The organism is Ralstonia sp. ASV6 (assembly GCF_016429285.1).
GTDB classification, from domain to species: domain Bacteria; phylum Pseudomonadota; class Gammaproteobacteria; order Burkholderiales; family Burkholderiaceae; genus Ralstonia; species Ralstonia flaminis.
Map to the genome: position 1 here is coordinate 1 of NZ_JAELUI010000163.1, position 11,241 is coordinate 11,241.

At 64.2% G+C, this 11,241-nt stretch carries 15 protein-coding genes; 6 read left to right on the forward strand and 9 right to left on the reverse strand.

Going from position 1 to position 11,241, the window contains the following annotated elements; all coding sequences use genetic code 11:
• The coding region (locus JHD73_RS23660; RefSeq protein ID WP_199032619.1) for a PAS domain-containing protein at window positions 1-423 on the reverse strand (423 nt) is incomplete at its 3' end.
• Between the two features lie 238 nt (window positions 424-661).
• Between JHD73_RS23660 and JHD73_RS23665 the strand changes: the two genes are divergently transcribed.
• Entirely contained in the window at window positions 662-892 is a 231-nt protein-coding gene (locus JHD73_RS23665) for a hypothetical protein (protein WP_199032620.1), read from the forward strand.
• A gap of 28 nt (window positions 893-920) precedes the next feature.
• Here JHD73_RS23665 and JHD73_RS23670 read toward each other — a convergent pair whose 3' ends face one another.
• The 3 genes from JHD73_RS23670 to JHD73_RS23680 all read right to left on the reverse strand — a co-directional run bounded on the left by JHD73_RS23670 (window position 921) and on the right by JHD73_RS23680 (window position 3,142).
• Complete coding sequence (locus JHD73_RS23670; protein ID WP_199032621.1) at window positions 921-1,757, reverse strand: siderophore-interacting protein; 837 nt, start codon at window positions 1,755-1,757, stop codon at window positions 921-923.
• A gap of 87 nt (window positions 1,758-1,844) precedes the next feature.
• Entirely contained in the window at window positions 1,845-2,516 is a 672-nt protein-coding gene (locus tag JHD73_RS23675; protein WP_199032622.1) for a PadR family transcriptional regulator, read from the reverse strand.
• A 113-nt stretch (window positions 2,517-2,629) separates the two neighbouring features.
• Complete coding sequence (locus JHD73_RS23680; protein WP_199032623.1) at window positions 2,630-3,142, reverse strand: MarR family winged helix-turn-helix transcriptional regulator; 513 nt, start codon at window positions 3,140-3,142, stop codon at window positions 2,630-2,632.
• A 78-nt stretch (window positions 3,143-3,220) separates the two neighbouring features.
• On the opposite strand from JHD73_RS23680, the gene JHD73_RS23685 reads away from it, so the two are divergent.
• Genes JHD73_RS23685 through JHD73_RS23695 form a run of 3 tightly spaced genes read left to right on the forward strand, consistent with a single transcriptional unit; the run spans window position 3,221 to window position 4,793 of the window.
• Complete coding sequence (locus JHD73_RS23685; RefSeq protein ID WP_199032624.1) at window positions 3,221-3,724, forward strand: carboxymuconolactone decarboxylase family protein; 504 nt, start codon at window positions 3,221-3,223, stop codon at window positions 3,722-3,724.
• The gene (locus tag JHD73_RS23690) at window positions 3,721-4,170 is read left to right on the forward strand and encodes a GNAT family N-acetyltransferase (protein WP_199032625.1); all 450 of its coding nucleotides are present in this window, start codon (window positions 3,721-3,723) and stop codon (window positions 4,168-4,170) included. The genes JHD73_RS23685 and JHD73_RS23690 overlap by 4 nt, the downstream gene beginning before the upstream one ends.
• Entirely contained in the window at window positions 4,167-4,793 is a 627-nt protein-coding gene (locus tag JHD73_RS23695) for an FMN-dependent NADH-azoreductase (RefSeq protein WP_199032626.1), read from the forward strand. Before JHD73_RS23690 ends, JHD73_RS23695 begins: the two co-directional genes overlap by 4 nt.
• Before the next feature lie 53 nt (window positions 4,794-4,846).
• Here JHD73_RS23695 and JHD73_RS23700 read toward each other — a convergent pair whose 3' ends face one another.
• The 4 genes from JHD73_RS23700 to JHD73_RS23715 all read right to left on the reverse strand — a co-directional run bounded on the left by JHD73_RS23700 (window position 4,847) and on the right by JHD73_RS23715 (window position 8,093).
• Window positions 4,847-5,218: a YXWGXW repeat-containing protein gene (locus JHD73_RS23700; protein ID WP_199032627.1), complete on the reverse strand. Its 372-nt coding sequence runs from the start codon at window positions 5,216-5,218 to the stop codon at window positions 4,847-4,849.
• Window positions 5,219-5,278: 60 nt separating this feature from the next.
• Window positions 5,279-5,926, reverse strand: coding sequence for a pyroglutamyl-peptidase I (gene pcp / locus JHD73_RS23705; protein ID WP_199032628.1), 648 nt, complete (start codon window positions 5,924-5,926; stop codon window positions 5,279-5,281).
• A gap of 79 nt (window positions 5,927-6,005) precedes the next feature.
• Window positions 6,006-6,425 (reverse strand): MarR family winged helix-turn-helix transcriptional regulator, encoded by a 420-nt coding sequence (locus JHD73_RS23710; protein WP_199032629.1) that lies wholly within the window; start codon window positions 6,423-6,425, stop codon window positions 6,006-6,008.
• Window positions 6,426-6,494: 69 nt separating this feature from the next.
• Window positions 6,495-8,093, reverse strand: a complete 1,599-nt coding sequence (locus JHD73_RS23715; RefSeq protein WP_199032630.1) for a hypothetical protein — start codon at window positions 8,091-8,093, stop codon at window positions 6,495-6,497.
• A 186-nt stretch (window positions 8,094-8,279) separates the two neighbouring features.
• Between JHD73_RS23715 and blaOXA the strand changes: the two genes are divergently transcribed.
• Together blaOXA and JHD73_RS23725 are read left to right on the forward strand one after the other, a co-directional pair.
• Window positions 8,280-9,095 (forward strand): OXA-60 family carbapenem-hydrolyzing class D beta-lactamase, encoded by an 816-nt coding sequence (gene blaOXA / locus JHD73_RS23720; protein ID WP_199032631.1) that lies wholly within the window; start codon window positions 8,280-8,282, stop codon window positions 9,093-9,095.
• 208 nt (window positions 9,096-9,303) lie between these two features.
• Entirely contained in the window at window positions 9,304-9,750 is a 447-nt protein-coding gene (locus JHD73_RS23725) for a hypothetical protein (RefSeq protein WP_199032632.1), read from the forward strand.
• Window positions 9,751-9,791: 41 nt separating this feature from the next.
• Here JHD73_RS23725 and JHD73_RS23730 read toward each other — a convergent pair.
• Window positions 9,792-11,241 (reverse strand): glucan biosynthesis protein (locus JHD73_RS23730; protein ID WP_199032633.1); only part of this gene is annotated, 1,450 nt, incomplete at its 5' end.

Sequence of the window (11,241 nt, forward strand, 5' to 3'; positions counted from 1 at the left end):
GGTGTAGGACGTGTCGCCTTCGTTGATGGCGGCGTAGGCACGCTGCGCGCGGGCAATCTGCGAAGGCGTGGCCATCGAGCGCACGGAGGTATAGCCGGTGACGCTACCGCCCTGGAACACGGGCGTGACATTGGCGAGCACCCAGTAGAAGCCGCCGTCCTTGCGTCGGTTCTTGACGAAACCACGCCACGGCTTGCCGGCTTGCAGCGTGGTCCACAGGTCTGCAAAGGCGGCCTCGGGCATGTCGGGGTGGCGCACGAGATTGTGCGGCGAGCCCATCAGCTCTTCCTGTGTGTAGCCGCTGACGCGCACGAACGCCGGATTGGCGAAGACGATGCGGCCTTTGAGGTCGGTACGGGAGATGAGGTAATCGGTGGGGGCGAGTGCGGTTTCGGCTTGGGTGACCGGGAGGTTCTTGCGCATGGTGTGCCGCGCCTTATGGGCGCGCAGGTAGGCGGAAATAGCAGAAATGGGCGGGAGTCCTCCTCTGCAACGGCACGCCTGGCGTGGGGCTAAAGGCCGAAGAAGGCTGAAATGTGACGCGACTTGATCCAGATCAAATCGGCGAGTGGTTCCTCCGGTCGCCCAGAACCGGTACGCGTGGCATAGCCATTGCTAGATTGAAGGCAACTGGCGAATTTGCTGGAGATGGAGGAACACGGTGTACAAGATCTGTGGAGACGTGGAGATCGTCCCTCGAGTGATTCCGGCGGGCGAGCGTGGCTGGGAGGCCCGTATCGACGTGGTCTTTCGCAGCGCGGAGGGGCAGTCGCTGAGGGGGTCGCAGTCCGTGCTGCCCAGTTGCACGTTCGGCTCACCGCGTGAGGCGATGGATGCCGCGCTGCTGTATGGGCAGCGCGTGCTGGGCGACTGGGTGCGCGGTGCGGCGTGAGCGCGCCGGCCCGCAACCTCGGTTGGTACTAGCGACGCTCCTGCGCTTTGCGCTGCTCGCGCGTGAGTCCGGCTGTCCAGTAGCCCTTGGCATCGATGGCATCGCGTGGCACCGCCCAGGTGTCTTCAAGCAGCGTGCGCACCTGTTTGAGCAGTGACGCCTCGCCCGCCAGAAAGACTTGCGGCGTACCCGTGGGCAGCGTCTGCGCGCTCAGCGCACCCACCACCATGGCGCCAGCGTGCGCCGTGTCGGCTTCGACCCAGTGGATGTCGTGGCTGCGCGGGTGCCCGGCGGATGCGCCTCCAGGCACGCCTTCAAGCGGCAAGCGTGCACGGGCATCGCTGATGGCGATAAAGGCGTGCACGCGCGTGCGTTCTGGCAGGCTCTCCAGAATGGCAAAGATGGCCGGCAGCGCGGTTTCATCGCCCACCAGCAACGTCCACGGTGCGACGGGATTTGCCTGGAAGCCGCGCTTGGGGCCGGCAAACTCGACTTCATCGCCAGGGGCCGCGTGCTCCAGCCAGCGGGCGGCGGGGCCGTGCTGCGCGGTGGGAGTCTCGTCGTGCACGACAAAATCGACTTCCAGTTCGGCACGCTCGGCGTGGTAGCGGCGGATGGTGTAGGCCCGGCCCAGCGTACGATCGGCTGCTCCATTCGCGTTGAGCGGAAACATCAGCTTGATCGCGGCGCCCGGCGACACATTGGCTAGATCGGCCAGGTCGGTCGGCGAGACACCCGTAAAGACCACGCGGCGCATGCGTGGTGACAATGTATGAATGGCGCGCACGCGCATGCGGCGCGTGGCGGGTTTGAGGGGGCTAAGCAGCTGCGACATGAGACCTTGTGTGCGGTAGAAGGCGAGCATAGTTGGGCTGCGGAAAAGAGGGGGGAAGTATGGCTGCGCAGACGTCATCCAGGTGGCGGCAGGCCACCCGGATCAAGGCTGCGAGGCTCAACGTTCCCCTGTGATTTCCTTGAGGGCGCGCAGCAGGATGTCTGCCACGCGTTGTTGTTCTTCGCGTGAGGCGAAGCGTTTTTCCATGATGGCGAACTTCAGGCGCCAGCGTGCGGTGCGCAGCGGGTCGTTGCCGGTGTCGGCCCATTCAGCCGAGCCGTCGGTTTCGCGGTCGAACGCCATGGCTTCGTTCATGCGCTTGACGCGTTCACCCATGGCGCGCAGTTGCGCGAGGATGGCGTCGGCGCTGTGCTGGCGTTCGGCTAGCCAAGCCTCGCCTTCGGCCGTAATGCCGTAGCGCTTCTTGTTGCCCTCGACGGTAACGGAGGCAAAGCCGTGATCCTCAAGATACGACAGCGCCGGGTAGACCATGCCAGGGCTCGGTGTATAGAAGCCCAACGAGTGTTCTTCCACCGCTTTGATGAGTTCATAGCCGTGACGTGGGCTGCCTTTGAGCAGCGCCAGCAGCACGAGCTGCAGGTCGGCTGAACTCAGCCGCCGGCCGCGCCAGGGGCTGCCGCCTTCGTCATCGCCCTCGCCGTGGCCGCCAGGGCCGCCGAAGCCACCCATGCCGCGGCCAAAACCACCGCGGCCGTGGCCATGCCGGCCCATCATCATGAAATGCTTTTCCATCCACATCTTGTGGTGGCGTCCAAACCATCCGTGCATCGTCACTCTCCTGCTGAACATCACTAGATATATCTTAAGATACATCGAATGATAGTGGCGATGATCTTGAAGTCAAGGACGAGGGCGAAAAAATTTCAGGCGCGGGAGGGTGCTCAGGGTGCCGCTTTGTCGCTGCCTACCATGGCCGCGTGCACCAGCCAGCGCCGCACGACCTGTTCTTCTTCGGGGGTGAAGCCTTCGAGCAGTTCCCGCTCAATGCCGCCGGATCGTTTTCGGCAGGCAGCCAGCAGGGCCGATCCTTCCGGCGTTACATCGATGTGCTGGATGCGGCCGTGCACGGCATGCGGCCGGCGCGTGATAGCGCCGCTGCGCTCCAGGTTGGCGACGATCACGCTCACGGTTTGCGGCGTCAGCATGGCCAGCCGGGCGAGGTCGGCATTCGAGACGCCGGGGTAGGCGCGGATCATGGTCAGCACCAGGAACTGCGGCAGCGTGACGCCCACGTCGGTCATGGCGCGTTCCATGCGCAGGCGGTGCGCGGCGCTGGCCTGGCGCAGCAGGTAACCAAGGTAGCCCTCTTCACCGCGTTTGCCCTGGCCTGGCTCGGGAATGAAGGGTGTGTCCAACTCATTGCCCGCGTTGGCGGCAGGGGTGCGCTTGCTCATAATGTAAGAGTTCGAATATTATGTTCGAACTCTGATATTAACATGCTTACAACGTCGTCCCCCAAACAGGAGCTGGATATGCACGATCTCTCGCCTCGCATGGATTACTCGGAATTCGTCGAAACCGCCGGTGGTGTATCGGCCGCTTTGCAAGCACTTGGCAAGGCGGTGGATGCCTCCGGGCTGGAAAAGCCGCTGACCGAGCTCATCAAGGTACGCGCCTCGCAAATCAACGGCTGTGCGTTCTGCGTGCAGTTCCACCTGAATCTGTCGCGCAAGCTGGGCGTGGCAACTTCCAAGCTGGACCTTGTGGCCGTGTGGCGTGACACGCCGGCGGTGTTCACCCCGCGCGAGCGCGCTGCACTGGCCTGGACAGAAGCCCTGTCCGCCTTGGCACGCACGGTCGATCACGGTGTTGAGGACCACGCATACGATGCCGTACGTGAGCATTTCTCCAAGACCGAAGTGGCCTTTCTGACGGCCGCCATTGCCAACATCCAGGCGTGGAACCGCATTGCCGTGTCGTTGCGCTTTGCGCCGCAGGTACCAGCGACCGCCGTGGCTACGACGCAGGAGGCATGACCGTGGATTCCATCCGCCCTATTGAAGACGAAGCCGCGCTGCGTGCGTGTTTTCCCGTCATGCATCAACTGCGGCCGCATCTGGCCGATGCCGACGAGTTGGTTACACGCTGGCGCCGGCAGGTCGAGCAAGGCTATCGCCTCATCGCTGTCTGGCGTGATGGCGCGCCCGTCGCACTGGCTGGCTATCGGCTGCAGGAAAACCTGGTCTACGGTCCGTTTCTATATGTCGACGATCTGGTGACCGACGCCAACCTGCGCAGCAGCGGCTTGGGCAATGTGTTGATGGATTATCTGAAGGACACGGCGCAGCGCCTGGGTTGCGTGCGGCTGGTGTTGGACACGCCGTTGTCCAACGTGCTCGGCCACCGCTTCTATTACCGCAACGGCCTGCTGGCCGGCGCCCTGCGTTTCGGGTTCAACACGCCAGCAAAAGGTGCCGCATGACGACATTGCTGCATGTGGCCGTGAGCCCGAGAGAAGGCCGATCGCACAGCCGACGCGCGGCGCAACTGGTGCTCGACCAACTGGCCGAGGCCAGCGCAGACCTGCGCATCATCGAGCGTGACCTTGCGGCAACGCCCCTGCCGCATCCCGATGCTGCGTTTGTCGAGGCCAGTCTGATGCCCGATGCGGATCGCACCCACGCGCACCGTGCGGAACTGGCGCTGTCTGAGACGTTGATCGGCGAACTGGAGGCGGCGGATTCGGTGTTGATCTCGACGCCCGTGCACAACTACACCGTGCCGTCGACGCTGAAGGCGTGGATTGACCTGGTGGTACGGCCCGAGCGCACGTTTCGCCGTACGCCGACAGGCAAGGTTGGTGTGCTGGCGGATCGCTCGGTGCTGGTGGTGTCGGCATCGGGCGGCAATTTTGCCGGCGCCCACGCGCAGACGGATTTCCTGATGCCGTATCTGCGCTACGTGTTTGCCACGGTGGGCATCCAGCAAGTGGAAGGCATCCGATTGCAGAACACGGCGCGCGGTGCTGAATCCGCAGTGCAGGCTCTCGACGGGTTTAGCCAGGAGTTGGCTGCGCGCATGTTGCTGATGCCGCTGGTGGCCTGAATCGCCTTCGGCAAAAAAACTGGCCGGCGCATGGCCGGCCAGTTTTGATCTCATCAGCACCTGCGGCCAGGCGGGCAGCCTTGGATGCGGTTCTTGGGGTGGCCGTGGTTACGGTCCCAGCCACCTTGACGCATTTCCCAGCCACGGGGGCCGTGCACCCAATGCGGCGCCCGCCAGTGCTGGCCGGGGCGTCCGCGCATCTGGTGGCCAGGGCGCCAGACGTAGCGACCAGCGTGCCATTGCCAGTAACCCGGTGCCCACACGTAGCCCGGTGGCATTCTCGGAATACGCTCGTGGCGTGGCGGCGGCGGTGGGCCGACCCGCACATGAACCGACACCTGCGCTTGTGCAGGTAACGTGATCGAACCAAGCGTGCCGCCTGCAACCGCCAGGCAGATGCCGAGCATCCATGCATTCTTCTTCATGTGAGGATCCTCGCGAATTGAAGTTTCGCCTGGATCGTAGCATCGGGCAGCACGACTGCCCTAGTGCACCGCACCACCGCTCACCTTGAGATCGGCACGCGTGGCGAGCGCAACGCTGATCGCCGTGCGTATCCCTTTGACCTGCGTATCCAGCGACAGGCTTGGCCGGCCTGCATGCCGTGCCGCCAGCTGGGGCGTGGTCGGCACGTGGATGAAGCCACCGCGCACATGCGGCGCACGCGTGGCGATGTGGTGCATCAGGCCATAGAACAGGTGGTTGCAGTTGTACGTGCCGGCACTTTGCGACACAGCCGCAGGCACGCCCACCTCGCGTAGCGTCTGCACGATCGCCTTGATCGGCAGCGTGGAGAAGTACGCCGTCGGCCCGTCTGGCACCACGGGTGTGTCGACCGGCTGGTTACCGGCGTTGTCCGGAATGCGCGCATCGATCACGTTGATTGCCACGCGCTCCACCGAGATCTCCGCCCGCCCGCTGGCCAGCCCCAGCGCCAGCACCAGTGTGGGTGACGTTTCTTCAATCGCGGCCACCAGCTGCGCATTGGCAGCGCCGAACACGCAGGGCAACTGCCGCGCCACAATGGTCGCGCCGTCGACTTGCGTGCCATCGAGTGCCTGCGCGATGTCCCAGGAAGGGTTGGTCGGGTCGGATTCAAACGGTTCGATGCCGGTGACGAGGACTGTGGTCATGCATGGCTCCCTGCAAAAAATGCGTAGGTATGCAACTAAATGGCGATGAAAGAGGCGGCAGATGCCGCCTTGGCTTTTGCTACGTGTTCAGCGCGCTGCGCACTTCACGGATGGCCTGGACCGTGTCGTCAAACATGCTGGTGCCCACATGCTCGCGCAGACGCCGTGCCACTTTGGCGCTGGCTGCTTGCAACGCAGCTTCCACCGCACGTGCAGCATCTGTGGGGAACAGGTTCCACTCGCGGCCGTCTTCCGCGGAGGGCTGGCGTTCCACCAGCCCCTTGGCGACCAGACCATCAACGAGCCGCGTGGCGGTTGGCCGCGCAATGCCCAGTACCTCGGCCAGCTCGCGGTTGAGCACGCCGGGCCGCTTGAGCACTACACGTAGTACGAACCCCTGCGGCGGCGTCAGGCCGAACGGCGCGTACGCGGCGGTCCATTCGCGCTCGACGGTGCGGGCTAGGGCGGTCGTGTTGAAGTACAGGCAGTGATCGAACATGCGCGGCAGTCTAGCGACAGATCGTTAGGGATGCAACGAATATTTCCGTCGATTCATGACCGACCTGGTTCAGGGGGCGGCCTCGGTTGTCTGTGCAAGCTGTTTGAGCGCTTGCGCGAAGTAGGCGCGGTCATGCGGCGCCAGGTCTTGTGCGGTTTCCGACAGCCGCTCCATGGCAGTGCGGGAGGTGGCGTGATCGCCATCGGCATTGGAAAACCACGCCAGCTCCAGCAGCAGGCCGCTGACTTGCACGTGGCCGTATCGATGGCGGCCGCTGTCGTGCTCGCGCAGGCGCAGTGCAGCCACATCGGCCCAGCGTTGCGGCCAGTAGCGTGCATCGAAGGCTTCGGCAAACGGGCCGGCCCGTGTTCGAAGCTCGGCCAGGGTGAGGGGCACATCGGCACGCGCAATGCGCATCAGGGCGATGGCGTTCCATGCCGATTGCAGTGGCCCGCCATTGCGTAGCGCTTGCCACTCGCTCATGGCCAGCCAGCGCACGGCATCGATGGTGCCATCCGCAGGTGCTGAATTGCCCAGCGCATCCCGCAGCAGCCAGCACGTCATGCCGAGGTTGGCGGCAACCTGCTGCACGGCATCGGAGGCCTGGCTCTCCAGCGCGGCAGCCAGCGCGGTTTCGAACTGGGCGACGATGCGCTGTGCCGTTTGTACGCGCGCGGCCGGGGCAATGTCGGCCGTGTCGGCGTAGAGCAGCCGCGCGCGTTCGATCAGGGCGCTGAGGTTGTTCCACTCAAACCGGATCTGCGGGTGATAGCGCAGCAGGCTGCGGCCGGGTTCTGCGTCGGCCATGCGTGCGAGCAGGCCGGCGGCGAGGTCGAGATCGCGTCGGTCGTACGCACACCAGGCGGTGACGACACGCTCCATGGCCGCGAGGTAGTCGTTGCCGAGCACGTGCCGCTGACGGCGGTGCGCCCGCAGTTGCGAGAGCAGGGCGCTGGCGCGCGTGGAGTCGCCCAGCCGGCGGGCTGCCATTGCCTCGCCCAGGGTGACGAGGGCGCGCTGGAAATCGTTGTCGGCAGTATCCCCCGCGTGGCGCAGGGCGAGCAGCGCACCACCGCGCTCGGCATCAGACGCGCTGCCGGTGTGGGTGCCGGCCCCCAACGCATGCAGCAGGCGCCCTTCTCGCATGGCATGGCGAGCCGTCAGGAAGGCATGCCAGAACGCGGGGTTGGGTGTGCCGGGTGCGGGGCCGGATAGCGCGCTGGCGGTGGCGTCTGCAGCGTTGTCCGTTGCGCATTCTGCGGTGGTGATGCCGAGGAAGGCGCGTACGTCCGTGTCGTCGGCAATACGCCCTTCGACCAGACACACGACGCGTGCGGCGTCTTCGGGGGTGAGCCAGAACGGGCCCTGGCTGCGTTTGTCGGCGTTGAGGAAGCGTGGCTCGCGGTCGCGCTGTTCGCCCCAGCCGGCTTGCACCCCCCAGTTCTGCCAATCGCGAAACGCACGGCTGATCATCATGCGCTGCGTGCTGGCATCCGATACCGCCCCACGCAGATCAGCCAGTCGCACAAAGGGCTGCTCGGGCGACAGGCGGTGTGCATAGGCCAGCCGCACCAGCAGCCACAGGCTCTGGAACGGCGCACGTCGGCCATCGACGGTTTGCGGCGTGGTCAGTTCCAGGTGAAGGGCGGGCAAGGTGGGTGGCTGCATACGGAAACTGCAGTTGAGGCTGCAAGGCAAAAAAGATTGCCGTCATTGTGCGCCAAGCCGTTTGTTACAGGCGTTACGCGTGTGACGTGCAGCATGCCTTGCGCGCTGGAAAGCGCACAGCGCGCTCCCTACGATGCGCAGCGCCGGTGCTTGCCGGCAGCTACCGACAACGTTCAAGGAGTTCCTATGCTCTCTCGCTGGTCAAAGACCTTCGCGCTGGCCTTTACAGCCTGTGCTTTCGTGATGGGTGCCAGTCAAGCGCACGCCGAGTTGATCGTGCGCGATGACCTGAAGCGCGTCTTCGACGAAACCGGTGTCACGGGCACCTTCGTGCTGATGGACATCAGCGCTGATCGCACATACGTGGTCGACCTGTCGCGCGCCGCGCGCCGCATTCACCCAGCATCGACTTTCAAGATTCCCAATAGCCTGATTGCCTTCGATACGGGTGCCGTGCGCGATGACCACGAGGTGGTCCCATACGGCGGCAAGCCCCAGCCCTACAAGCGCTGGGAGCACGACATGCCGTTGCCCGAGGCGATTCGTGCGTCCAACGTGCCGATCTATCAGGAAGTGGCGCGCCGCATTGGCGCTGAGCGTATGCAGGCCTACGTGGATGCCTTTGACTATGGAAACCGTCAGATCGGCAGTGTGATTGACCAGTTCTGGCTGCGTGGTCCGCTGGAGATTTCTGCATTTGAAGAAGCGCGCTTCACCAGCCGACTGGCACTCAAGCAGTTGCCCGTGACGCCACGTACGTGGGATTGGGTCCATCGCATGTTGCTGATCGAGAAGCAGGGTGACGCAGCGCTCTACGCCAAGACAGGCGTCGCAACCGAGTACCAGCCCGAAATCGGCTGGTGGGTGGGCTGGGTTGAACGGGCAGGGCAGGTTTACGCGTTCGCCCTCAACATCGACATGCCCAACGAAGTCGACATGGCCAAGCGCATCCCGCTGGGCAAACGGCTGATGCAAGCGCTGGCAGTATGGCCGACACCATAAATCTCTGAGGATGCTGTATTTCTGATTCTTATATTCAATCGGGAATACCCGGAGTTAAAGATAGGAATCGGGTTGTGAGACGATTTCGTATGTAAAAAATTGTTGAATCTGGCTGTCACAAATTAGTCGTTAAAAACGTGTCATGTCTGGTCGTCCGTAAACGACTGGGTAGAGAGCATCGCCCGAGGGTCGGGCATTGGGGGTTGTTATGCGCAAGTGCTATACGAGAGGGGCCGCCGCGTTGATGGCGGCGATTGGGGTGACTGGGGCGCTGGCAGCTGATGGCCAGAGCAGTGGAACGATCCGGTTTAGGGGCGCTGTTGTTGCAACCGGGTACAGCGTGCAGGCCGGGCCGCGTGCTGCGGGCGTGGTCGATGGTCTGCAAGCGCGTACAGCCGCAACCGGCAATCAGGTGGTGGTGGACTTCAACACGCCCGTGGTCAAGCCAGTGCCCGCCGAGGTATCGGTCGTGGCGCGCAGCAAATCGTCGAGCGTGTGGCAGCGTGTTAGTGAGGCCGTTGGTGGCGCAGCTGTGCGCGCCCGGTATGAAGGCTTCAAGGCCAACGTGCTCACAGGCAAGAACGGCAAACTTACGCTATCGCATCCGCCGGGGGCAGAACCAGCCCTGGCCGTGGTGACGGTGGCATATAAATAAGGCGGGAATTCTCCCGCCTTATTTATTGGTCGCGCCGGTGCTTACGACGCCACCGGCCCCACCGGCGATTGGAACGGGTGGTATTGGTAGAGCCACGTTTCCGACAGCGGCTTGCCATCCACGCGCAGGAACAGGCGCATGTCCACCGGGTCCTTGCCGTCGACCGTCAGATCGAACTGCGCGCGCCAGTGGCCCGGCACACCATTCGGCACTGCTTCCGTAAACACATACGAGAACGTGCCGCGCGAGGTGCTCAGCACCGCTTCGGGCTTTACGCCAAAGGGCAGCTTCTCCAGCGGACCGCCCTTGAACTCCACCATGAACTTGCGCACACCGTGCGGACGCGGCTGGCCCGGCTGGCCACCGTTACCCAGGCGCGTGGCCACGCAACGCGCCAGCGGCGTCGGATACGGTTCATCGGCCAGCCAGTGCAGGCGGTAGCGCAAGCGATATTGACTACCCGCGCGCGCCGGCGCTTTCGGCACCCACATGGCGACGATGTTGTCGTGGATCTCGTCGTCGGTCGGGATTTCGATGAGCTGCACCGCGCCTTCGCCCCAGCCCTCCAGCGGCTCGACCCACAGGCTCGGGCGGCGCTCGTAGTGCACGCCGTCTTGGTAGTTATTGAAGTCGCGATCGCGCTGCAGCAAGCCGAAGCCGCGCGGGTTGTTGTCGCCAAAAGCGGACGCCATCGTGCGCGGCGGATCGTTCAGCGGGCGCCAGATGCGCTCGCCGCTGCCCGTCCAGAGAGCCAGTCCGTCGGAATCGTGCACCTCGGGGCGCCAGTCGGTGGCGGTGCCCTTGGCGGTTTCCGAGAACCAGTACATCGACGTGGCCGGCGCGATGCCGAAGCGGTCAATGTCGCGGCGCAAAAAGATCGCCGTGTCGATGTCCATCACCACGCCCTTCGTGCGGTGCATGACGAAGCGATATGCACCCGTGATGCTCGGGCCGTCGAGCAGCGTGTAGATGGTGACGGAATCGGCGCGGTTGTCTGCCGGCGTGTCGAACCACACGTGCGTGAAGTTGGGAAATTCTTCCGGTTTGCCTGCTTGAGCCACGTCCAGCGCAATGCCGCGCGCCGAGAGACCGTACTGATACAGCTCGCCGATGGCGCGGAAGTACGACGCACCGAGGAAGGCCACCCAGTCATTCTTCTTCCAGTCGAGTTTCTTCTGGTCGCCCAGGCGGCTTTCCTGGAAGCGAAAACCAGCGAACCCGCTGCCGCGCGGCAGCTTGCGCGCGGGGCTGTCGGCAGGCATGTCGAAGTAGGTCTCGTCGTAGACGACCTCGCGCGCGGCGCCTTTCTCCACCACGTGCATGCGCACTGGTGCACGGAAGAACGTGCCCAGGTGGAAGAACGTCACCGGAAACTGGCCAGGACCATCGGCAAACAGCGCGTGCGCCGTGTCGAACTTGATCTTGCCGTGCGCTTCGTAGTCGATCTTGGCGAGGATGTCAGCCGGCGCGGTGGCGGGCGGCGTATACGGC